Genomic DNA, 23,071 nt, shown 5'->3' with positions numbered 1-23,071 from the left:
TGCCCTTCGAATTCTCTGTGCCACTTCCGGGAGCCGCACATGCAGTCCAACGAGCAGCCACGCGTCGGCGTGATCATGGGGTCGAAGTCCGACTGGCCGGTCATGGAGCACGCGGTGGCGATGCTCGAGCGCCTGGGTGTGCCTTGCGAGACCCGAGTGGTCTCGGCCCACCGCACACCGGATCTGCTGTTCGACTACGCCAGGTCCGCCGCCGGGCGTGGCCTGCAGGTGATCGTGGCCGGCGCCGGCGGCGCCGCCCACCTGCCGGGCATGGTGGCCTCGCAGACGGCGCTGCCGGTGCTCGGCGTGCCGGTGGAATCCAAGGCGCTCAAGGGGCTCGACTCGCTGCTGTCGATCGTGCAGATGCCCGGCGGCATCGCCGTGGGTACGCTGGCCATCGGCAAGGCCGGGGCGACCAATGCCGGCCTGCTGGCGGCGCAGATCGTCGGCCTGCAGGATGCCAAGGTGCGTGCCGCCGTGGAGGCGTTTCGCGCCGAGCAGACCCAGACGGTACTCGACAACCCCGACCCGCGTCCTGCGGCCGAATAGGCGGCGGAGCCGTATGAGCCCGCGAAAGGAGAACGTGACATGAATATCGGCGTGCTCGGTGCCGGCCAGCTCGGCCGCATGCTGGCGCTGGCCGGTTACCCGCTGGCCAACCGCTTCACCTTCCTCGACACCACCGGCCACCCCAGCGCGGGGATCGGTGACGTCATGATCTACACCGACCAGCACCACCTGCTCGACGATTTCCTGGCCAAGGTCGACCTGGTCACCTACGAGTTCGAGCACCTGCCCGTGGCGCTGGTCCAGGCCATCGAGGAGGTCAAGCCGGTCTATCCCTCGAGCGAGGCGATCCGCATCTGTCAGAATCGCGCCGAGGAGAAGGCACTGTTCGACCGCCTGGGCATCCCCACGCCGGCTTATCGCCTGGTGGAGCATGCCGACGAGCTCGAGGCCGCGGCTCGCGAACTCGGTTGCCCAGTGGTGGCCAAATCGGTCACCGAGGGCTACGACGGCAAGGGCCAGGCGGTGCTGCGCGACCCGGGCGAAGCCGCCGAGGCATGGCGCAGCATCAACCACCCGCGGTTGATCGTCGAAGCCTTCGTCGACTTCGTGCGCGAGGTGTCGATCATCGCCGTGCGCGGCCGCGACGGCGAAGTGGCCTTCTATCCCATGGCCGAGAACCTGCACGTCGACGGCATCCTGCGCTACTCGCTGGCGCCCATGCCCGACCTCGACGAGTCGGTGCAACAGACCGCCGACGGCTATATCCGCGCGCTGCTCGACGAGCTCGACTACGTCGGCGTGCTGACCCTGGAGCTGTTCCAGACCCGTGACGGCAAGCTGCTGGCCAACGAAATGGCGCCGCGGGTGCACAACTCCGGCCACTGGACCATGGACGGTGCCGTGACCAGCCAGTTCGAGAACCACTTGCGCGCCATCCAGGGCCTGCCGCTGGGCGACACCTCGGCGCGGCAACCCACCTGCATGGTCAACGTGATTGGCCAGGAGGGCGACCCGGCGGCGATACTGGCCATCGGCGACGCCCATCTGCACCGCTACGACAAGAGCGAGCGACCCGGCCGCAAGCTCGGCCACGTCAACCTGGTGGCGGAAAGCCACGGCAAGCTGCTGGAGAAGGTGCACGCCTGTGCCTGGCTGCTGCCCGAGGTGCCGGAGCCTCGCTTCAGCTTCGAGGACGCGTTCCGTCAGGGCAATTGAGGTACCGAACGTGCCACGCCCCTCAACGCTGGGGGGCGTGGCGTCTTTTTTTCTCGACATCACGCTCTGTGATGTCGGATCCGCTCCAGCGGTATTCGTCGTGCCAATAAAGAATTACAGTTCGTTGAGGTAATAATGCTTCTGCGTTTCACAACGAGAAACGCGAAACTCCAGTGGGATGCCCTGCAGGTTCCTGGCGATACGCCGAATTTCCAATAGCGGTGTTCCTTTGGGCACGCCCAGGTGTCGTTGCTCTTCCTCACTGGCCGCCACGGCAAAGAGACGCTCCTCCGCATGGGCCACGCTCTGATTGAAGCGTTGCTGATAAAGCTGGTACAGCGTGTTAGGCAATGTCGTGGGCTCTTCCTCCAGATGCTTGAAGCGATCCGCAGAAACGACCAGATCCTCCAGCAGCGCCGGCTCGTCTTCCAGCTCACGGATACGTCGGATATGTACCACCGCCGCTCCCTCCTCTAGCCCGAGAGCCTCTGTCTCGGTTGCCGTTGCCATTCGCCGCTCCCTGATCAGTACTCGCGAGACGGGCAGCGAGCGAGTTCCATCCCTCCGTACCAGATGAAAGAACTGGAACAATGAGCGATCACTGTCGTGTGTCGCAACGACGGTCCCCTTGCCTTGAAGGCGCAGGACAACCTGATCGCTGGCCAATGCATCCAGGGCCTTGCGTAGCGTACCCACGCTGGCCCCGTACTCCTTTGCCAGAGCCGATTCGCTGGGGATGTACGTTCCGGGAGGCCATTCTCCCGACACTATCCTGGCCAGCAAGGCATCTTTGATCTGCTGATACAGCGGGTGGTAGCTGGGTTTCAGCTGCTGATCCATGTCTCGTTCCTGTGAGTTGCATACTGGTCCGCCTCGCGGTTGGTCATGCAGCGGGCCTACGGCGAGATTGTAGCAAAAACCTATAGAGGATACTTGACAGTCCTCTATATGATATCATATACATGACTTGTGTTCGCGCTAGCAGCCATGCGACATGGTGTGCGGCTGCTGCCGCGACAACATCAACCACCTCGTACGGGGGAGAGACAATGAGCATCGACTTCGTAGTGCATGATGCCGGCGACAGCGTCGGCGTCGCGGTAGTCGAAGGCATCCAGGCGGGTCAGGAGCTGACCGGCTGGATAATGCAGGAAGACCAGACCATTACCTGCCAGGTGAGCGACCCCATTCCCATTGGTCACAAGCTGGCGATCCGCGATCTTGGGGAGGGAGATACCGTCATCAAGTACAGCGTCGATATCGGTCGGGTCATCCAGCCGATCAAGAAGGGCGAGCATCTGCACGTTCATAACGTCAAGACCAAGAGGTGGTAATGATGGAAATCAAGGGTCGCAAGTTTCTGGGCTATCGCCGCGAAAACGGTCGGGTCGGTGTGCGCAATCACGTCATCGTGCTTCCGGTCGACGATATCTCCAATGCTGCCGCCGAGGCCGTTGCCAACAACATCAAGGGCACCCTGGCATTGCCGCATCCTTACGGGCGCCTGCAGTTCGGTGCGGACCTGGATCTGCATTTTCGTACTCTGATCGGGACCGGCAGCAACCCCAATGTCGCCGCCGTGGTGGTCATCGGCATTGAGCCGGGCTGGACCAACAAGGTCGTCGAGGGCATCAAAGCCACCGGTAAGCCGGTCGAGGGATTCTGGATCGAACAGAACGGGGATCACAACACCATCTGCGCCGCCTCCAAGAAGGCCCGCGAGTTCGTGCAGTACGCCAGTGAGCTGCAGCGCGAGGAGTGTGATGTCGACGAGCTGTGGATTTCCACCAAGTGCGGCGAGTCCGATACCACATCCGGCTGCGGGGCCAACCCCACCGTCGGTGCCGCCTTCGACAAGCTCTACGAGGCCGGCTGCACCTTGGTGTTCGGCGAGACTTCCGAGCTGACGGGGGGCGAGCATCTCGTGGCGGAGCGTTGCGCCACCCCGGAAGTTCGAGAGCAGTTCCAGGCGATGTTCGACCGCTACAGTGCCATGATCGATCGTCACAAGACGAGTGACCTCTCCGAATCCCAGCCCACCAAAGGCAATATCGAGGGCGGGCTGACGACCATCGAGGAGAAAGCGCTCGGCAACATCCAGAAGATCGGCAAGCGCTGCCGGGTCGACGGGGTGCTGGACAAGGCGGAGCAGCCGGACAAGCCGGGACTCTGGTTCATGGATTCCTCATCGGCTGCTGCCGAGATGGTGACGCTCTGTGCCGCTTCGGGCTACGTGGTGCATTTCTTCCCTACCGGCCAGGGCAATGTGATCGGCAATCCGATCCTGCCGGTGATCAAGATCTGCGCCAACCCCCGCACCGTGCGCACCATGAGTGAGCACATCGACGTCGATGTCTCGCATTTGCTCAAGCGCGAAATCAACATGGAAGAGGCCGGCGACCAGTTGCTCGAGATGATGCTGCGCACCGCCAATGGTCGACATACCGCCGCCGAAGCGCTGGGGCACCGTGAATTCGTGCTGACTCGTCTCTACGAAAGCGCATGATGGCCAGCCTACCTGCCTTGTTACGGTCGACGACAGCTGTACGCCCTTGGTATCAGCGCTGGTAGATGGGAGGCTCAACCAGGTCGCCAGCTACCGCCGCTCGGGCCTTGTGATGGCATGGCCGTGATGGTTTGTGGAAAGGAGAGAGGCACATGAACGAGAGTGTCGAGCTAAGTGTCGAGGAGGGCCGGGACCTGGCTTTGGCCGCGATGCTCCGTTATGGCTTTGGAGTGCCCGAGGCAACTGTGACCGTCGATGCGCTTTTGGGAGCGGAGCGTGACGGTTTGCCATCTCATGGCCTGGCGCGCTTGCCGTACTACCTGGACCAGGCCGCCTGCGGCAAGGTGAAGGTGGCGGCAGTGCCCCGTCTCGAGATGGAGGGGGCAGTGGTGCGCGTCGATGCTGGATACGGCCTAGCCTTTCCGGCTGTCGCCAAGGGGCTAACGGCCGGTCTCGATTGTGCCGCTCGGTTAGGAATCGCGGCTGTAGCCATTGCCCGCTCCCATCATTTCGGTGCGGCGGGGGCGCCCGTGGAACATGCCGCGCGCCAGGGGTATCTCGCGCTGGCCTTCAGCAATGCGCCTTCGGCCATCGCGCCTTGGGGGGGGAGGCGGCCGCTGTACGGTACCAACCCCATCGCCTTCGCCTGTCCGCGGCGACAGGCCGATCCGTTGTTGATCGACCTGTCGCTCTCCAAGGTAGCCCGTGGCAAGGTGATGCTGGCCAAAAGGCGCCGTGAACCTATCCCGATCGGTTGGGCGTTAGATGCCGAAGGGCAACCTACCAGCAATGCCGATGCCGCCATCGCTGGCAGCATGCTCCCGGCGGGAGAAGCCAAAGGCGCTGCCTTGGCCTTGATGGTGGAACTGCTTACCGCCGGATTGACAGGAAGCAACTTTGGTTTTCAGGCCAGTTCGTTCCTGGATGCGGAGGGGGGGCCACCGGGAATTGCTCAGCTGATTCTGCTGATAGAGCCCGGGCGTTTTTCGCCTGGTTTCGTCGAGCATGCCGAAACCATGTTCGCGGCAATGCAGGGCCAGGCTGGCGTTCGATTGCCCGGTGATCGCCGCTATGCTTGTCGCCGCGAACGCGATACTCGACTGACGTTGCCTTCGGCCTTGGTGGCGACCTTGAGAGCCCACGCGGGGGTGGCTTGAGTCACGAGGTGAAGTCCGGCACGGGGCCGGTCGATTCTCGGAGCACCAGAGGAGCATCGAGCAGTAAACGATGAGGCGAGGCTTCGCCGCTGATGCGTGCTGTCAGTGCATCGGCTACCCGCTGGCCGATCTCGCTTGCCGGCACCGCCACGGTGGTCAGCGGCGGGGACATGAAGCGTGCTTGCGGGAGGTCGTCATAGCCCGTAACTGAGAGCTGTTCGGGCACGCTCACGCCTGCCCGCTGAGCGGCCAGCATAACCCCAAAGGCGAGGGTGTCGTTGCCGCAAAGAATCGCCGTCGGCGGTTCGGGCAGCCTCCTCAGTTCCTCATAGGCCTGGGTACCTTCGGCTATGCCGTACGGTACCGTGACGATCCGCTCCGGGGGCAGGGGATGGCCTGCTGCCTCCGTTGCCTGAAGGAAGCCCTTGAGGCGTGCTCGTGCCCGGTCGTTACCCTCGGTGGGGGCAGTGACCACCGCAAACTGACGGTGGCCCAGCATCAACAGGTGATTCGCCAGGCGCCGTGCCGGGGCGGCATTGTCGAAACCAATACAGGGCCAGTCGGGATCGTCTTCGGCGTGCCAGCAAGACAGGAAGGGGAGCCCGCGTTGTTGGAGCAAGCTGCGGACCTCGGGGCGGTGATCATGGCCTATGACAACCACGCCATCGACACCTTGTTGGACCAAGTGGCGCAGGGCTTGGTATTCGTCGTCGAGGTCGTAGCGGTAGGTGGCGATCAAAAGCCGACAATCATGCCGTTTGAGGCGGTGCTCCAAGCTGTCGATCATGGTGCCGAAAATGGGATTGTCGAGAGTCGGTACCAGTGCTCCGATAGCGCCGATACGCCGTGAGGCCAGCGCACGGGCGGTCCCGTCTGGCACATAGCCGAGTCGCTCGATGGCAGCCTCGACGCGTTCGCGCAGACGGGCGCTGACATGAGGCGCATTGTTGAGGACCCGAGATACCGATGCTGTCGAGACCCCGGCCTCCCGGGCGACGTCTCCGAGCAGCGTGCGTTGCAGCTCCTTGCTCATGGGGTCGCATCTCCCTTGGCGAGTCCCTCACGGTCCGTCCCAAAGCGAGACAGGCGATGAGGGCACATTTCTTCTGGACAAGTCATATATAGGAGTCTAGGCTGAAGTCAGTTATATGTAAGCGCTTACAAATCCTGCCGATCAGTATAACCCTATGCGGCAACACGGCAAGGGAAGCGCCTTCGACAACCCGGCTGGAACGCTCTGCCGGACAACGACAATAACGATGCAGGAGACAACAATGACGGAGATCACCGACAAGACGAACCGGCGCCGTAAGCTGGGTGGCTTGATGTGGCTGGCCCTGGGGCTTTTCGCATTCTTCTTTCTCAGCGTTGTCTTGCAGCGCTTTCGACCCGGGTTGCTGGATATATCCGCTGCGCAGGAAGCGGCGCTGTTGCTGGTCGCCACCGGTGTGTTCATCTCAGCCTGTCTACGTCTCGAGACACGAGATACCTCAGTGACGTGATTCGAGGCTGCCGTTCTCGCAATAACAAACACAAGGAGCATGCTATGTCTTTCTTCAATCATCTCACTACTGCCAAACATGCAGAGGCCGGCGAACCGAGCTTGCCTGAACGCCGCCAGTTCATGAGTAACGTGGCGCGCTACGGCTTCAGTGCCGCGGTCGTAGGTGCCGTCGGTGGTGCGCTCTTCTCTGAGCAGGCCATGGCCCAAACGGCTCAGGAGGAGAGCGAGCGTCGTGCCGCAGCTGAAATCACCATCGTTCTGGCGACGGGGTACCGAATTGGTGCAACCCGCGCGTATCCGATCATGCAACTGAATTATAAGGAAAATATTCAGAATTTCACGAATGGCAGGGTTTACGTCAGGCTAGCTCCGGCAGGTGAGCTCGGGGTGGGTGATGCCCTGATCAGCAAGGTGCAGAACGGCTCCGTTGCGATTGCCCAACACTCAATGGCGAACCTTTCCGCATTCGCACCGGAAGTCGACCTCATCAACATTCCCTACTGGTGTGGCAATAACCAGAGATTCGTCAATTTGGTGACTTCGCAAGCCTGGAAGGATGTCGTTCACCATAAGGTGGAAGAGCGCGGCTTCAAGGTGCTGTCTTATGTCTGCATCGACCCTCGTACCGTGGCCGTGCGTCGGGGCCTGCTCGATGGTCCAGCGAAGACGCCGGAAGACATCCAGGGCATCAAGTTCCGGGTTCCGGCATCGGATATCCTGCAGCGAGTGTACCGATTGCTTGGCGCCAACCCAACTCCGGTGGCTTGGGGTGAGACGTCTTCCGCCATGCAGCAAGGTGTCGCGGATGCTCTCGATCCGAGTGTCCAGGCGCTGCTCGTGTTCGGTTTCACCGACGTTGTCGAGAGTATTTCCACGATCCAGTCGGTTGCCGATGCCCAGGTCTATACCTGCAACAAGGCGTGGTTCGATTCCCAGCCCGCGCCGATCCAGGATGGCATCATGCAGGCTGCCGAGACGACCTTCCGCGAGAATCTGGCCAAGGTCCCTGCCGCTCGTGCCTACGCCTATAGTGAAATGCGCAAGGCTGGCGTCGATGTCTATACCCCTACCGAGAATGAAGTAGAGCAATGGCGTGCGCGTTGCGGCCACCACCTGTCGGATTGGGATGACACCAAGCTCAAACTCGCTGGTTCGATGGAAGTGTTCGAGGAGTTGCTTGAAGCTACGGAGGTGGACAATGGCTACTACGTCGATAGCAACAGCTGACATGTCAAAATGGCGACTGTTTCGTTTGCGTTGCGATCGCCTGGACCGCAAGGTCGAGCGCTGGCTTCTGCTGACTTTCTACGCTCTGATCATTTTGACGATTGCCATCGAGGTGTTTCGACGCTTCGTATTGAATTACTCCTCATCGTGGGGTGAGGAGATGGCTCGGTACGCCTTCATATACCTGGCTTGGCTCGCTGCCGCTGCAGCCGTCAGGGATAGGGCGCATATCCGCATTGATGTCTTGGTCAATCTGGGCGGGCCGCGCATGAAACGCCTCGCCTGGTGGTTGTCGGATATTGCGACTCTCATCCTGGCGGTCTGGGCATTGTGGTTATCGATCTCCCCTATTATTACTTCATTGCATTTCGGGTCTATCACTCCAGGGCTGCGACTTTCTCAAGCCTTCTTTCTGGCCGCAGTTCCAATTGGGTTCGCACTGGTCGTTACTCGCGTAATTCAATCGATGCTGGCCGATACGCGAAGAATGCGGCGTGGGGAGCCTGTTTTCGACGGTCGGAAGCTGTTTGACTGAGGAGGAAAGGTCATGGAGTTCCTGACGTATCAACCGGCTGCTATTCAACTTGGGTGGACTTTCTATCTTCCTTTGTTCGGATTGGTTGCCATGATTGCACTGGGAGTGCCAGTATGGGTCGCTATCGGCTTGGGTAGCTTGACTATCATTACTTTGACAGAAGCACTCCCACTGTCCGTTTTTGGTGCCTCTCTGTTCGAAGGTATCAACGCCTTTGCCTTGATTGCCGTTCCCCTCTTTATCCTGACGGGCGACGCCTTGGTTAGATCAGGGTTGTCGGATAAGTTGCTGGATTTGGCGCAAGCTACCGTCGGTGGGTTCCGTACCGGGCTTGGCAGCTCCACTACATTGGGTTGCGGCTTCTTTGCCTGCATCTCCGGTTCCGATGCTGCGGGTGCTGCAGCGGTGGGGCGCATGACGATCCACCGACTGGTGGAACGGGGGTATCCGCTCCCGGCAGCGTGCGCACTGGTGGCGTCTGGTGCCTGTACCGGCATTCTGATTCCCCCGTCGATCGCCTACATCGTCATCGGCCTGGTGCTTGGCATGCCCGTATCGACCCTGTTTCTCGCTGCGGCCATTCCGGGTGTCCTGGTAATGCTGTCGGTCATGCTGACGAATGTGATGCTGAATCGTCTACATGGTTTCGAGAAGGGGCATAGCAGCTTCTCATTCAAGGTCTGGTTGCGCGCCGTATGGGATGCGAGGTGGGCCTTGTTTGTGCCTTTCGTCATTCTTGGCGGCATATACTCCGGCATTTTCACTCCGACTGAAGCGGCATCGGTGGCCGTCGTGGTCGTGGTGCTGGTAGGTATGCAACAAGGAACGCTCACGCTGGGCGATATTCCGAAGATGCTGGAATCCTCAGCACGAGTATGTGGCGTCATCGTGCCGATCATTGCCGTTGCTCATCCGCTAGCACAGCTTTTTTCAAGCTTGGCTATTCCGCAGACCATGGTGGGAGGTATCACCAGCCTGACAGATTCGTCTGTTCTCATTATTTTGCTGATGATCGGGATACTGGTTCTCGCTGGTTGTGTGATGGAGGCGACGCCTAATATCGTTATCCTTGCTCCTTTGCTGCTGCCGTTAGCGCAAATGGTGGGAATGAATGATATCCATTTTGCCATTCTTATGGTGACAACCTTGGGCATGGGTTTCATCACTCCGCCATTGGGGCTCAACCTGTTCGTCGTCGCGGGGTTGACGAGGTGTTCTATCCTTGCGATCGCGCGCTATGCGGTGCCGTTCGTGCTGGGCATGCTCATGGTTGCGCTATTGATTGCCTTCGTTCCCTGGCTTTCCCTCTGGTGGCGTTGACTGGCTCTAGGAGGTGTTGATCGAAAACGACTCGTCATCGCAAAAATGTAAGCGCTTACATTCTATTCCTGAAGATTGATTTGAAAAGAGGAAATTTCAGATGGCTATCCGTTACTACAAGAAGGCCGAGAAGAACGCGTCAACCGGCTACGACCAGACGCAGGAGATCGTTTCTCGCATGCTGGCCGAGATCGAGGCCCAAGGGGAGGCGAAGGCGAAGGAGTACTGTCGCACCCTGGACGGCTGGGAGGGCGATATCGTGGTCAGCCGCGAACAAATCGAGGCGGCCAAGGCTAAGGTTCCCGAGCAGCTCAAGCAGGACATCCAATTCGCCTATGAACGGGTGAGCCGTTTCGCTGCCGCCCAGCGGGATAGCATCGGAGAGTTCGAATCCGAACTCTCCCCGGGACTCTTTGCCGGACAGAAGCTGATCCCGATGGAAACGGCAGGCTGCTATGTCCCCGGGGGGCGTTACGCCCACATCTCTTCCGCCATCATGAGTGTTGCCACGGCCAAGGTCGCCGGCGTCAAGAACGTGGTGGCCTGCTCGGTCCCACGCGATGAACAGGGTATCCACCCGGCGATCCTCTACGCCATGGATCTGGCCGGTGCCGACATCATCCTCCAGATGGGGGGCGTCCAAGGCATCGCTTCCATGGCGTTTGGCCTCTTCACGGGCAAGCCCGCCGACATCTTGGTGGGGCCGGGCAATCGTTTCGTCGCCGAGGCCAAGCGGCAGCTATTCGGGCGCTGCGGCATCGATATGTTCGCTGGTCCCACCGAGATTGGCATCATCGCCGACGATAAGGCAGATCCCGACATCGTTGCGGCAGATTTGGTCGGGCAGGCCGAGCATGGCCCCGATTCTCCCGCCTGGCTGTTTACCACCTCACCTGATCTGGCCGATGCCGTCACCGAGCGTATGCCTGGCTTGATCGCTGCGCTGCCGGAAACCCAGCGCAAGGCGGCGGATGCGGCCTGGCGTGATTACGGTGAAATCCTGCTCTGTGATTCCCGCGAGGAAGTGATCGAGATCAGCGACCGCTATGCCTCAGAGCACCTTGAGCTGCAAGTCGAAGAGCTCGACTGGTGGATGGAGCGGCTTACCAGCTACGGCTCGCTGTTTGTCGGAGAGGAAGCCACCGTGGCATTCGGCGACAAGTGCTCCGGCACCAACCACATCCTGCCGACTAAAGGGGCGGCACGTTATACCGGGGGCCTCTGTGCCCAGAAGTTTCTCAAGATCGTGACCTACCAGCGCCAGAGTCGTGAGGCCACCCGTAGCGTGGCAGCCGCCACTGCTCGGTTGTCGCGCTGCGAAGGCATGGAAGGGCATGCCCGCACCGGGGATGTTCGCCTGGCCAAGTACTACCCGGGTGAAACCTTTGACCTGGTGATTGCCGAGGAGGTATGACATGCAGTCCTCTTTCGACCTCGACGGGCGGGTGGCACTGGTGACGGGCGGCAGCAGCGGACTGGGGCGGGCCATGGCCGAAGCACTGGCCGCGGCCGGCGCGCGTGTCGTGGTGGCTGCTCGCCGTCGTCAGGCATTGGAGAAGAGCGTCGCGTCGATCGAAGCACAGGGCGGCCAGGCGGCCGCCCTCGTGGTTGATCTCGCCGATGCCGAATCCCTGGAGCACGCAGCCAATCGAGCAGCCGAACCCTTCGGGGCGGTAACCATTCTGGTCAATGCGGCCGGCGTCAACTTGCGCCAACCCATCGAGGAGGTTGATCTCGCCTCATGGCAGTTGACCCTGCAGTTACACTTGGCCGCCCCCTTCTTCCTGTCACGAGCGTTGGTGCCGGGCATGCGCGAGCAGGGCTACGGTCGCATCATCAATCTGGCTTCGCTTCAGTCGCAGCGGGCCTTTCCCGACAGCGCTCCCTACGGGGCCGGTAAGGGCGGCATCGTGCAACTGACGCGGGCCATGGCAGAAGCCTGGTCCCGTCATGGCATCAATGCCAACGCCATTGCTCCCGGTTTCTTCCCTACGGAGCTTACGGCGCCGGTCTTCAATGATCCGGCTTCGGTGGAAGCCTTGGCCGGACGAACGGCCATCGGACGCAACGGCACGATGGAAGATATCGCCGGCCCCACCGTTTTCCTGGCATCCCCCGCATCCGGCTATGTCACCGGGCAGACCCTCTATGTCGATGGCGGTTTCACCGCCAAGTAAGAGCACCACCACCGTGAGGAGATTGCATCATGCAAGCACTCTTTTATGTCGGGCCTGAAGCGCTCGAACTGCGTGAGACGGAGCTGTCGCCGTTGGCCCCGGGCGAGTCACGTGTGCGTATCCAAGCCACCGGTATCTGTGGCTCCGACCTGCATGCCTACCATGGCCATGATCCTCGCCGTCAGCCGCCCTTGATCCTGGGACATGAGGCGGCTGGCGTAGTGGTAGAGGGGGCGATGGTCGGCAAGCGCGTCACCATGAATCCGCTGATCGTCTGCGGTCGCTGCGAATACTGTCTGAGTGGGCGGCAGAACCTATGCAGCAATCGCACCATGATAGGCATGACGCGAGCAGGGAGTTTTGCCGAGTCACTGACGATTCCCGACCACTGCCTGATCGAGTTGCCCGAAACCTTGTCACCGGTCGTGGCGGCGCTTACTGAACCAGCCGCTACCGCCCTGCATGGCATTCAGCGCCTCGAGCGGGTGCTCGCGAGACCTCTGGCCGAGGCTCGGGTTCTGGTCATCGGTGCCGGTGCCGTGGGACTACTGGCGGGACTGATGCTCCGCCAGCGGGGCGTGCGTAACCTGCAGCTGGCGGATACCAACCCGCTGCGTCGCCAGACCGCCCAAGAGGCGGGGCTCGACGCCTTCGATCCCGTTCACCAAGCGCTTGCGGACGACAGCATCGATGCCGTGTTCGACTGCGTGGGTGCGGCGGCGACCCGGCGCATGGGCGTTGCGGTCGTACGTCCCGGTGGCGCCATCATGCATCTCGGGCTGCAGGACAACGAGGGCAGCCTCGATGTGCGCGCCGTCACCCTGAAGGAGATAGCTTTCCTGGGGGCCTACACCTACACGACCACCGATTTGTGGGCCACGGTCGCGTTGCTGGATTCCGGGGCGTTGGGAGAGCTCGGGTGGGTCGAGACCCGGCCATTGGAAGAGGGCAGTCAGGCCTTCGCCGACCTGGCGGCGGGTCGCACCGCCGCCGCCAAGGTGGTCCTGCTGCCGTGACGTTAAGCTACCGAGATTACCGCCATGATGCTTGAGCGTGGAAAGCAGGCCCTGCAGTGGCCTCTCGGCATAGCCAAGGAGGCGATTCTCACCATCCCGCGGGTGGGGCATGGTGTGTTGCTGTGTGTCACCATTGCCTTGGCTACCACCTTTCTTGCCGAACACTACGGTGGCCCCACTCTGCTGTATGCGCTGCTATTTGGTATGTCATTGCACTTCCTCTCCGAGGATGAGCGCTGCTTGGCAGGTATCGAGTTCGCTGCTCGAACCATACTGCGCCTAGGGGTGGCCTTGCTGGGTGTTCGCATCACTATCGAGCAGGTCTTGGCGCTGGGGATCGGCCCGCTATTGACAGTCGTTGCCGGTGTGGTTTTCACCATTCTTTCCGGTGTGGTGCTGGCGCGGCTGCTGGGGCTGCATCGCGAGATGGGCTTACTGACGGGAGGCTCGGTGGCCATCTGCGGGGCGTCGGCGGCGCTGGCCCTGTCGGCTGTAATGCCACGGCACGCCAACAGCGAACGCAACACCATCCTCACGGTGGTGGGTGTGACGACGCTTTCCACTATGGCCATGGTGACGTACCCCTTGGTTGTGGGTGTGCTGGGGATGAACCATGAACAGGCGGGCATTTTCCTTGGTGGCACCATCCACGACGTGGCGCAGGTAGTCGGCGCCGGCTACATGATTTCCGAAAGCACTGGCGACGTTTCGACCTTCGTCAAGCTGTTGAGGGTCGCCATGCTGGTCCCTGCGGTGATGGCCTTCATGTGGCTATTTCGCCATGAGCGGAGGAGGACGGATGGCGCCAGTAGAGTGCCCATGTTACCGGGCTTCCTGGTGGCCTTCGTACTGCTGGTGATCGTCAACAGCCTGGGCATTGTTCCAACACTGCTGGTCGAAGGTTTCACCGATCTGTCCCGCTGGTGCCTGGTCACGGCAATTGCAGCACTGGGGATCAAGACTTCCTTCCAGAAACTGGCCGTTGTTGGCTGGAAACCTGTCATCCTGATGGTTGCCGAAACGCTATTTCTGCTACTCATGGTGATGGGGTTTATCTTTCTGGCAGGGGTAGGCGGCTAACCTCCTGCCGAAGCGTCGGTATCGTCTCTGCCAATGAGGTCCCGCCAGGGCAGGACCTCAGGGCCATGTGCAGCGCCAGGATGGATGCCCTTCATGTCCCGACGATGCCGCCGTCTTCGCGGGTAATCACCAGCGTTGCCGAGCGCGGAATGGCACTGCCGCCCTCCGGCCAATGGCTCACCAGCCGGCCCTCGGCGAAATCCGCAGCCGAGGTATTGGCACCGGGATGCTGCACGTTGACGAACAGGGTGCGCTGGTCCGGCGTCATGGCGATGCCGGTGATCTCTTGCCCGACGGGCCCGGTGAGGAAGCGCTTGAGTTCGCCCGTCTCGGGGTTGGCGACGAGCATCTGGTTGTTGCCGAATGGCGCGTAGACGCCTGTGTTGACTGCCGACTCGCTGATATCGGTCTGGATCCACACACGACGGTCCGGATCGATCCATAGCCCATCAGGCGACGCCAGAATGGCGTCCTGGTCGAGCGGCTCGCCGTTCATGTCGCGGCCGGTTTCCTGGTCGCCCGCCAGCAGGAAGATATCCCACTGGAAGCGCTCCGCGGCATGCGTTCCGTCCTCCTGCCAGCGGATGATATGGCCGAAGTGATTCTCGGCGCGAGGGTTGGCCGCGTTGCGCTGCTCCTCGCTGCGACGGGTGTTGTTGGTCAGGGTGAAGTAGACCTGGCCGGTGGCGGGGTCGACAGCGCCCCACTCCGGGCGGTCCATCTTGGTCGCGCCAACCTGATCCGCGGCGCTGCGTGTATTGACCAGGATATCGGCCAGGTCGGCGAAGCCGTTGCCCGGCGTCAGGCCGTTCTCACCCGGGGCGAGCGCCAGCCATTCGCCGCTGCCATCGTCGTTGAATCTGGCTACGTACAGTGTGCCTTCGTCTAGCAGCGAGCCGTCGGCGTTGGCGGCCTGATAAGGCCGGGCCGAGACGAACTTGTAGATGTACTCGAAGCGGGCGTCGTCGCCGGAGTAGCAGACCACCGGCTGGCCCTCCACCGCGGGGGCGAAGATCACGCCCTCATGGGCGAAGCGGCCCAAATGGGTGCGTTTGACCGGCGTACTATCGGGATCGTGAGGGTCGATCTCCGTCATGTAGCCGAAGGTGTGGGGCTCGTTGCGGTAGTCCTCGCGGGGCGAGGCGCCGCGGGAGGTGGCGTCGAAGCGAACGAACTCGTCGGCGCCGCCTTCGGCCCGGTGCCATTGATAGCGCCCCTCGCTGCGCGTCTGGATGCCGAAGCGCGCCTGGCGCCGATCGATCTCGGTATCCTCGTTGGCGAAGTAACCCGACCAGTTCTCTTCGGCGGCGAGATAGGTATTCCACGGCGTGACGCCATGGGAGCAGTTGTTCAACGTTCCGCGGGTCATGCTGCCGTCGGGGCTGTACTTGGTCACCACGTGCTCGGTGCCGGCCACCGGCCCGGCCAGGCGCATCGGCGTCAGGCCGGTGATGCGCCGGTTGCGTTCGTCCTCGACCACCTGCCACTGGCCGTCGTCAGCCTGGCGCACTCGCACCACCGAGACGCCGTGGGCGTTGAGCTCCTTGCGCACCTGGTCGGCGTCGCGGGATCCGTCCTCGTGTTGCGGGAAGCCCTCGGAATCGAGCGCCAGGCCCTGGGCCGCGGCATGCAGGAAGCGCGGCTCGACGTATTCGTGGTTGAGCACCAGCAGGCCGTCGCGGGAGCTGTCCTCCAGCGGGAAGAAGTGCATGCCGTCGTGGTGGCTGCCCACCTGATGCGCCTGGTCCTCGCCGCTCGCCTCAAGCGAGAAAGTCGGCAGGGAACCGCTGATCGGCGTGCCCCAGGGGATGAAGGTCTGCACACGGTAGCCCGCCGGTACCACCACGCTATCGGCGGTGCTGACCGGAATCGCCTGGAAGCCGAGGCTCGGTGCCGCGCTGCCGGCGGCAAGGGCGCGCCCGAAGGGCAGACTGCTGGCCATGGCGCCCGCCACCGCAGCGGCCAGACTGCCGCGCAGCAGGGTGCGACGGCTCATGCGCGCATCCAGAACGTCGCCGAAATAAGGGGTGGGCGACGTATTGCTCGCCGGTTCGTCGCCCGCGGCGAGGATCGGGTCGGTGGTGCCGATTTGCTGGGGCTGTTGCATCTGCCTGCCTCACGTGAAATGACGGAAAGCCCCATGGTCGGCAGCAGAGATGACATCAGCATGAACGAATGAAGACGATGGCATGGCACCATGCCGGCCGGGCGTCGATACGCCTGTCTGGCGGCGTGGGGGTCAGCCGTCGGTCCCGGACGGCCGCTTGCGGCGATACCCCAGGATGGCGCAGGTCAGGCCGATCAACACCATCACCATCGCCACCCAGTCGGGGCTGTAGAAGGTAGTGTAGACCTCCCAGCCGGTGAGGCGCAGCAGCTCGGAGAACCGGGTCGTGGCTCCGGCCAGGTGACCCCCCAGGGTGCCGGTGGTGGCGAACAGCAGTGCACCGATCAGGGCCAGGATCACCAGTACCCAGCGTCGGCCCCCGTCGAAGGCGGCCGCACCGGCCCGCCATACCAGCACGGTGAGCATGGTGTAGAGTCCCAGCGACCACAGGGCCATCAGCACATGGTTGCGGGCCAGCGGACTGGCCAGGTTGGCTTCCAGAGGCCAGACCAGAAAGCCGCTGGCGATGGCGGCCAGGGCGCCGAGCAGGCCGAGCACGAGCACCGGCAGCAGGGCGGCGCGGCTGAGTTCGGCCAGGCGACCGGACGGCAGGGCGCCGACCAGGATCATCAGTGTGGCCAGCGCCCAGAACGCCTCGGGGAAATGGACGAGCATATGGTGCATGCCGGTCATGAGCGCTCTCCTCGTCGGGACGGGCGGAAGGCGGGCAGCAGGGCGAAGGTGACGCCGAGCATGGTGAGCAGGCCGGCGATCAGGGTCAGCCGCCACTGGCCGACGATGGCGTCGTTGAATTCCCTCTCCACCCCGTAGAGCGCCAGTTGCTGCTCGCTGTGGCGGGGCCGGACCGGCTTACCGGCGGCGATGTCCGGGGCTCCGGCATGGGCGCGGCTGGTCAGCAGGGGCCAGTTCACCTGGCCGGGGTAGAACAGGGTCATCTCGTACCAGTCGTCGTTCCACGCTGGGGAGTCGCCGTCGATGCGCCGGGCCTGGATGTCGGCATGCCGGCCGAGCCCCAGCGTATGGGGATGCGAGACGTAGTGCCAGCGGCTGCCGGTGGCATTGCGATGTACGGCGATGCCGATGTCGTAGACGCCCTGCTCGCGGAACGCCTTGTCGTCCAGCGGGCTTCCGGTGTCCATGGCGCGTACCAGGGTCACGTCCCAGAAGCCGTCTGCCCAGCGTGCATCGCCGTGCACCCGGATGTCGCTGCGCGAACCCGCCCCCTCGTCGAGCAGGCGTCGGGGTATGACATCGCCGTCCTGCCAGTCGTGGTCGGGATCGAAGTCGACCGCCATGGCCCGGGAGAGGTAGTAGATGCCGTCGAAGTCGACCGTCTCGGCCTGGACGTCTTCCCAGCGCAGCGCGTGGATGCCGGTTGTCTCGGGGTCGAACATCCAACGCGGCTGGCCGGTGGCGCCGTCCCAGTTGGTGGTGAAGGGGCCCTGGCCGGCATCACCGAAGCGGTCCTCGCCGATCCACTGATCGTCGGAGGCGCCGATGGGGTTAGCGCGGCCGGCGCGCCAGTGCCACAGGTCGAGGAAATAGCCGGCTTCGCGCTGGGCGGCGAGGGTCTCGGCATCCACTACGCTGCGCCAGTCGGCGGCGTCGCGGCGCGTTTCGGGAAGGTGCTTCTGGACCTCCGTCAGGCCGAGCGTCTCGCCTAGGTGGGGGTGGGCGCTCACCTCGGCAGGGCTAGCCGAGTCCGTGAAGAAACGCATCCGGTCTCCAACCGTGACATAGCCGCCGTAGCGGCCGAAGTCCGGTACGCCGCCGTCGCCGACCAGCATGGTGACCCGGTCCTCGTAGGTGCCGTCCGGGTCTGGCCCGACGCGCGATGCCCCGTGCCGTACCCAATTGCCACCTTCGTAGCGCAGCATATCGTGGTAGACGTGGGCACGCTCGGCGGGCCAGCGATAGCGAAAGAAGATGCGCTCGCCGTTGTAGGCCGCCTGCACCTGCAGAGGCATGGTCAGGTCGTCTGGAATCCAGATGTTGCGCTCGGGGTCGTTGCCGATCACCCCGGTGCCCTGGGTAATCCAGGCCAGGCCGAGGGCGATCGGCAGGCCGAGGACCAACCACTGGCCGGCGCCCTTGTCATGACTCGACATGTGAACTCCTGAATCATGAGGTAAGCGTATGTTGCTGGCTATCAGTGTGGACCACGCTTCGGTAAGCGAACTGACTCAGGTCAAGAGAGGCGCAACAAGCCATCACATCGGTTAAGCGCGCCGGGATTTGCTGCGCTGGGCGACAGCCGAATTGCGTTGAGAGGCCGCCTCGCCAAACGGTGCGCTATCGAGTCATGATAGGGCAGCAAAACAACAATCGACTCGGACCCCCGCATGTCCTTCCTCCTTCAGGATGAGCAACGCGAGCACGACGCGGCAGCGCTATCGGATGTTTCCCATCGTCGTCAGCTGGCCCACGAGCAGGTGCGTCTGCTCTACGAGCGGCTGTGGCAGCCGGTACTGGCCAGCGTCCTGGCGGCCTGCCTGCTGGTAGGCACCATGTGGCCGATCCTGCCGCCGAGCTATCTGATCGGCTGGCTGGGCGCGCTGGTCGCCGTCTCGGGTGGCCGCCTGTGGCTGGCCTGGTACTACCAGCGCCAGCCGGCGAAGCGACGGCTTCAGCGGCGCTGGCTGTACCGCTTTGCCTGGGGCGCCGGCCTTGCCGGCGGGCTGTGGGGGATCGCCGGCTTGTCGATGTTCACCATGGAACACCATGAGCAGCTGGCGGCGCTGGCGATCGTGCTGACCGGGATCGCCGCCGGCGGGGTCACCACGCTCTCCTCGGTGGCGTGGATGGCGCCGCTGTTCGTGCTGCCCACCATGCTGCCGCTGCTGGGTCAGCTGCTGCTGCAGGGCACCTCGCTCTCCCTGCTGCTGGCCGCGATGGTGATGCTGTTCCTGGGCCTGGTGCTGATGACCAACCGGCGGCTGCATCGCACCATCACCGACAACATCGCCCTGCGTCTGATCGTCTCTTCGCGCGAGCGGCAGCTGCGGGTCAGCGAGGCGCGCTACCGTGCGATCTTTCGCCATACCCCGCTGGGCGTGCTGCACTTCGATTGCGAGGGGCGGGTGGTCGACTGCAATGAGATGTGCCTCGACATCCTCGGTACCAGCCGGCAGCGCCTGCTGGGGATGAACCTGCTGACGCAGCTCAACGACGAACGCGTGACCGGGGCGATACGCGACGCGCTGGAGAGCGGCACCGGCTATTTCGAGGGCACCTACCGCACCGTGGTCAGCGGCAAGCAGACGCCGCTGCGCGCCTTCTACAGCGCCCTGCGCAACGAGGCCGGCGAGGTGGTGGGAGGCGTGGCGATCATCGAGGACTTCACCGAGCGCAAGCTGGCGGAAGAGACCATCCACCGCCAGGCCTACTTCGACCCGCTCACCGAGCTGCCCAACCGGCGCCTGCTGATCGAGACGCTGGCCTCGACCATCCGCGACCGCCGTGACGACGGTCGCGTCGGGCTGGTGATGTTCCTCGACCTGGATCGCTTCAAGATCATCAACGATACCCTGGGGCATGCGGTGGGTGACGAGCTGCTGCGCCAGGTCAGCAAGCGCCTGTTGCTGAGCCTCGACAAGGAGGCCATGGCGGCGCGCCTCAGCGGCGACGAGTTCGTGGTGCTGATGCCGGCCCTGAGCGCCGACCGCGGGGCCGAGCTGCGGCGGGCCGAGCACCGTGCCGAGCGGCTGCTCTCGACCCTGCGCCGGGCCTACGACCTGGGCGGGCAGCATATCAGCGTGACGCCGAGCATCGGCTACACGCTGTTCCCACTGGGCGACGAAGACGTGGGCGACGTGCTGCGCCACGCCGATACCGCCATGTACCAGGCCAAGCTGAAGGGACGGGCGCAGATCTGCGGTTACGAACCCTCCATGCAGACCCAGATGAGCTGGCGCCTGGAGATGGAGCAGGCCCTGCGGCTTGCGCTGGCCGAGGACCAGCTCAGCATCGCCTTCCAGCCCCAGCTCGACGAAGGCGGCCGGATCATCGGCGGGGAGGCGCTGATGCGCTGGCAGCATCCGCGCCATGGCTGGGTCTCGCCCGAAGTGTTCATCGCCATCGCCGAGGAGAGCGACCTGATCGTCGAACTCGAGACCTGGATGCTGGAGCGCTGCTGCGGGCTGCTGTCACGCCTGCCGGCCGACGTCCTGCCGCGGTTGTCGGTCAATATCAGCGTGCGCCACTTCACCCAGCCCGGCTTCGTCGAAGGGCTCACCTGGGTGACCGGCACCCATGGCATCGATCCGGCGCGGCTGGTCGTGGAGCTGACCGAAAGCATCATGATCGATGGGCTGGAGGATGCCGTCGAGCGCATGCAGGCGCTCAAGCGGCTGGGGGTGCACCTGGCCCTCGACGATTTCGGCACCGGCTTCTCGTCGCTCGCCTATCTCAAGTCGCTGCCGCTGGACGAACTCAAGATCGACCGCAGCTTCGTCAGCAATCTCGATGCCGACGGCAGCGATGCCGCCATCGTCGAAACGATCCTGGCCATGGCCCAGCATCTCGGCATCGACGTGGTGGCGGAGGGGGTGGAGAATCGAGCGCAGCGGGACTTCCTGCTGATGCGAGGCTGTCGCCTGTTCCAGGGGTTCTACTTCCACCGCCCCATGCCGCTCGAAGACTTCGAGTGGCTGTTGGCCGAGCGGGTGGGGGCGGACGCAGGATGACGCTGCTCAGCCGAGCCCGCCGCTGGCCCACAGCCACAGGGCGATCAGGGCGAAGTGGCCGGGGTACCAGGCCAGCCACAGCCGGCGGGGCATGACGGTCGGCACGACCGGGGTCAGGCGGTGGGCGCCGGCAGCCAGCCACAGCACGGCGAGGCAGGTGGCGACGGTGAACGACTTGGCCATGTCGGAGCTGTTCATCAGCCCCGCCACGACCAGCAGCGGAGCCGCCATGGCCACGGCGGCGAGGCGCTCGGCGAGCGTCTCGCCGGCTGTGTGGAGGTGGTGCATGGCGAGCATGAACAGCGGGACCAGCAGCAGCCCGCGATGGCCGTACTCGAACCACTCGCCGAGCAGGTACCAGACTGCCAGCGAGGCGGCCAGCGCCGCCGCCAGCCAGGCGCTGCCCAGGCTGCCGCTGCGCTGGCGTGCGAGCAGGTCGCGCAGCCAGGCACCCCAGGCCAGGCCCAGTGCCAGGGTGAAGCAGACGTTGAGCAGGAAGGCGTCGGAGGCCCGCGGCATCAGCATGTAGGGCAGTTGGGCAGCCAGCCCGATGACCAGGATACGCCGCGCGTAGCGCAACGGGTTGCGCGTGTTGAACAGGCCATGCCAGGCAACCATGGCGGCGAACAGGGGGAAGGCGATGCGGCCCAGCGACGACCCCGCCCAGCCGAGCTCCCAGGTATCGGGCGCCACGTAGCGGGTCAGGTGGTCGAGGGTCATGGTGGCGAGCGCCAGCCACTGTCCCCAGCCGGTCCAGGTGGAGACGGGGCGCTCGGGCAGCGGCCGGACGGTGGCCTGTACGGTCATGCAACCTCCCTGGCGTGACGGATGACAGCCTTTCAGACCGGTGCGCTGCGGGGGGAGTTCCAGCGCCCGGATGACGTGAGCGAGGGCAGACAGATGCGCAGCGGCTTCGGTTTCGATCTTCGCAGCATGGAAATCTTCGTCGAGACCCTGGAGCAGGGCAGCCAGAGTGCGGCGGCCCGGCGGCTGGGGCTCAAGCAATCCTCGGTGTCGCAGAGCCTGGCCAACCTGGAGGAGAGCATGGGCGTGACGCTGTTCAAGCGCCACTCCCGTCCGCTCGAACCGACCAGCGCAGGACGCTTCTTCTACGACCGCGCCCGGCGCCTGCTCGACGACGCGCGCAGCACCCGCCGCGAGCTGGTCAGCGGCGGTTTCGGCCAGCTCCACCAGGTACGCCTGGCGCTGGTCGACTCGCTGGCAACGGCGGTGGGGCAGCCGCTGATCGAACTGATCCGACGCTACACCCGCGACTATACCCTGACCACCGGGCTGTCGCACATGCACGGCCACTCCCTGCTGACCCGCCACGTGGATATCATCATTTCCGATGACCGGCTCGAGAACTACGACGGCCTGGAGCGCCATGCCCTGCTGCGCGAGCCCTTCGTGCTGGTGGTGCCGCTCTCCTGGAACGGTCCGCTGGACAACCTGCGCTGGCTGGCGCGACATCTGGATTTCGTGCGCTATACGCCGCAGTCGCTGATCGGCCAGGCCATCGAGCGCCATCTGCGCCTCAACCAGCTCGAACTGCCGGCCCGGCTGCATCTCGACAACACCTTTGCCGTGCTGCGCCTGGTCAGCGCCGGTGCGGGCTGGACCGTCACCACGCCGCTGTGCCTCTATCAGGCCGGCCTCGACATGCTCCAGGTCACGGTGGCCCCCCTGCCGCTGGCGCCGCTGGTGCGGGAACTGACGCTGGTGGCCCGGCGCGATGAGCTGGGAGAATTGCCTGCATTGCTGGCCCGCGATGGACGCCGGCTGCTGGAGCAGCGTTTCCGCACCCAACTGGCGCAGGAACTGCCCTGGCTCTCTGCCGAGGTCGTGACCCAGGGTTGAGCGCTCCCCTATTCCCTTCATGCTGTCGTGCCCCGATGAGGGGCTCGGTGGGGCACATGCGCCCTGTCACGAGGCACTATCGATTTCTTCGATACTTCAGGCGTCGCTATAACCGATGCTCGTTGCGCACCGCACGATTTCGTCCAAAGAC

21 protein-coding genes are annotated in these 23,071 nt (G+C 63.6%); 15 read left to right on the top strand and 6 right to left on the bottom strand.

From position 1 onward, the window contains the following. Positions 1–39: 39 nt before the first annotated feature. Complete coding sequence (gene purE / locus HNO51_RS16780) at positions 40–549, top strand: 5-(carboxyamino)imidazole ribonucleotide mutase (protein ID WP_197448388.1); 510 nt, start codon at positions 40–42, stop codon at positions 547–549. Positions 550–588: 39 nt separating this feature from the next. After that, positions 589–1,725 carry a 5-(carboxyamino)imidazole ribonucleotide synthase gene (locus HNO51_RS16775; RefSeq protein WP_209537926.1) on the top strand — a complete coding sequence of 379 codons (1,137 nt, stop codon included), beginning with the start codon at positions 589–591 and terminating at the stop codon, positions 1,723–1,725. A 114-nt stretch (positions 1,726–1,839) separates the two neighbouring features. Here HNO51_RS16775 and HNO51_RS16770 read toward each other — a convergent pair whose 3' ends face one another. Next, complete coding sequence (locus tag HNO51_RS16770; protein ID WP_197448386.1) at positions 1,840–2,565, bottom strand: GntR family transcriptional regulator; 726 nt, start codon at positions 2,563–2,565, stop codon at positions 1,840–1,842. Between the two features lie 209 nt (positions 2,566–2,774). Here HNO51_RS16770 and HNO51_RS16765 point away from each other — a divergent pair, with 209 nt between their 5' ends. The 3 genes from HNO51_RS16765 (at position 2,775) to HNO51_RS16755 (ending at position 5,388) form a co-directional block, all read left to right on the top strand. Beyond that, positions 2,775–3,059: a UxaA family hydrolase gene (locus HNO51_RS16765; protein WP_209537925.1), complete on the top strand. Its 285-nt coding sequence runs from the start codon at positions 2,775–2,777 to the stop codon at positions 3,057–3,059. A 2-nt stretch (positions 3,060–3,061) separates the two neighbouring features. Next, positions 3,062–4,231: a UxaA family hydrolase gene (locus HNO51_RS16760; RefSeq protein WP_197451088.1), complete on the top strand. Its 1,170-nt coding sequence runs from the start codon at positions 3,062–3,064 to the stop codon at positions 4,229–4,231. Between the two features lie 152 nt (positions 4,232–4,383). Next, on the top strand, positions 4,384–5,388 hold the full coding sequence (locus HNO51_RS16755) for an Ldh family oxidoreductase (RefSeq protein ID WP_197448384.1): 1,005 nt from the start codon (positions 4,384–4,386) through the stop codon (positions 5,386–5,388). Position 5,389: 1 nt separating this feature from the next. On the opposite strand, the gene HNO51_RS16750 is transcribed toward HNO51_RS16755, so the two are convergent. Then, positions 5,390–6,421 (bottom strand): LacI family DNA-binding transcriptional regulator, encoded by a 1,032-nt coding sequence (locus tag HNO51_RS16750; protein ID WP_197448383.1) that lies wholly within the window; start codon positions 6,419–6,421, stop codon positions 5,390–5,392. Between the two features lie 241 nt (positions 6,422–6,662). Here HNO51_RS16750 and HNO51_RS16745 point away from each other — a divergent pair, with 241 nt between their 5' ends. The 8 genes from HNO51_RS16745 (at position 6,663) to HNO51_RS16710 (ending at position 14,247) form a co-directional block, all read left to right on the top strand. Further along, entirely contained in the window at positions 6,663–6,890 is a 228-nt protein-coding gene (locus HNO51_RS16745) for a hypothetical protein (RefSeq protein WP_197448382.1), read from the top strand. A gap of 44 nt (positions 6,891–6,934) precedes the next feature. After that, positions 6,935–8,119 (top strand): TRAP transporter substrate-binding protein, encoded by a 1,185-nt coding sequence (locus HNO51_RS16740; protein ID WP_209537924.1) that lies wholly within the window; start codon positions 6,935–6,937, stop codon positions 8,117–8,119. After that, positions 8,091–8,654 carry a TRAP transporter small permease gene (locus tag HNO51_RS16735; protein ID WP_197448380.1) on the top strand — a complete coding sequence of 188 codons (564 nt, stop codon included), beginning with the start codon at positions 8,091–8,093 and terminating at the stop codon, positions 8,652–8,654. Before HNO51_RS16740 ends, HNO51_RS16735 begins: the two co-directional genes overlap by 29 nt. Positions 8,655–8,666: 12 nt before the next feature. After that, the gene (locus HNO51_RS16730) at positions 8,667–9,974 is read left to right on the top strand and encodes a TRAP transporter large permease (protein WP_209537923.1); all 1,308 of its coding nucleotides are present in this window, start codon (positions 8,667–8,669) and stop codon (positions 9,972–9,974) included. A gap of 100 nt (positions 9,975–10,074) precedes the next feature. Beyond that, a complete protein-coding gene (gene hisD, locus HNO51_RS16725; protein ID WP_209537922.1) occupies positions 10,075–11,388 on the top strand; it encodes a histidinol dehydrogenase in 1,314 nt (437 codons plus the stop codon). A gap of 1 nt (position 11,389) precedes the next feature. Beyond that, positions 11,390–12,151, top strand: coding sequence for an SDR family NAD(P)-dependent oxidoreductase (locus HNO51_RS16720; protein ID WP_197448377.1), 762 nt, complete (start codon positions 11,390–11,392; stop codon positions 12,149–12,151). Positions 12,152–12,180: 29 nt separating this feature from the next. Further along, complete coding sequence (locus tag HNO51_RS16715) at positions 12,181–13,167, top strand: alcohol dehydrogenase catalytic domain-containing protein (RefSeq protein WP_197448376.1); 987 nt, start codon at positions 12,181–12,183, stop codon at positions 13,165–13,167. A gap of 24 nt (positions 13,168–13,191) precedes the next feature. Further along, positions 13,192–14,247, top strand: coding sequence for a YeiH family protein (locus HNO51_RS16710; protein ID WP_197448375.1), 1,056 nt, complete (start codon positions 13,192–13,194; stop codon positions 14,245–14,247). 91 nt (positions 14,248–14,338) lie between these two features. Here the strand turns inward: HNO51_RS16710 and HNO51_RS16705 are convergent, their stop codons facing one another. The 3 genes from HNO51_RS16705 to HNO51_RS16695 form a co-directional block, all read right to left on the bottom strand. Next, positions 14,339–16,354, bottom strand: a complete 2,016-nt coding sequence (locus HNO51_RS16705; RefSeq protein WP_209537921.1) for a PhoX family protein — start codon at positions 16,352–16,354, stop codon at positions 14,339–14,341. A gap of 132 nt (positions 16,355–16,486) precedes the next feature. Continuing rightward, a complete protein-coding gene (locus HNO51_RS16700) occupies positions 16,487–17,047 on the bottom strand; it encodes a DUF2231 domain-containing protein (RefSeq protein ID WP_197448373.1) in 561 nt (186 codons plus the stop codon). Further along, a complete protein-coding gene (locus HNO51_RS16695) occupies positions 17,044–18,483 on the bottom strand; it encodes an ethylbenzene dehydrogenase-related protein (RefSeq protein ID WP_242597137.1) in 1,440 nt (479 codons plus the stop codon). Before HNO51_RS16695 ends, HNO51_RS16700 begins: the two co-directional genes overlap by 4 nt. 234 nt (positions 18,484–18,717) lie before the next feature. Between HNO51_RS16695 and HNO51_RS16690 the strand changes: the two genes are divergently transcribed. Further along, positions 18,718–21,060: a putative bifunctional diguanylate cyclase/phosphodiesterase gene (locus HNO51_RS16690; protein WP_209537920.1), complete on the top strand. Its 2,343-nt coding sequence runs from the start codon at positions 18,718–18,720 to the stop codon at positions 21,058–21,060. Between the two features lie 6 nt (positions 21,061–21,066). On the opposite strand, the gene HNO51_RS16685 is transcribed toward HNO51_RS16690, so the two are convergent. Further along, positions 21,067–21,867, bottom strand: a complete 801-nt coding sequence (locus HNO51_RS16685; RefSeq protein WP_209537919.1) for a TraX family protein — start codon at positions 21,865–21,867, stop codon at positions 21,067–21,069. Between the two features lie 21 nt (positions 21,868–21,888). On the opposite strand from HNO51_RS16685, the gene HNO51_RS16680 reads away from it, so the two are divergent. Next, a complete protein-coding gene (locus HNO51_RS16680) occupies positions 21,889–22,920 on the top strand; it encodes a LysR family transcriptional regulator (RefSeq protein WP_242597136.1) in 1,032 nt (343 codons plus the stop codon). The last annotated feature ends 151 nt before the right edge of the window (positions 22,921–23,071 follow it).

This window comes from Billgrantia sulfidoxydans (assembly GCF_017868775.1).
Classification (GTDB): Bacteria; Pseudomonadota; Gammaproteobacteria; order Pseudomonadales; family Halomonadaceae; genus Halomonas; species Halomonas sulfidoxydans.
The sequence above is the reverse complement of the archived record's forward strand: the minus strand, read 5'-3'. Positions and strand labels throughout refer to the sequence as shown.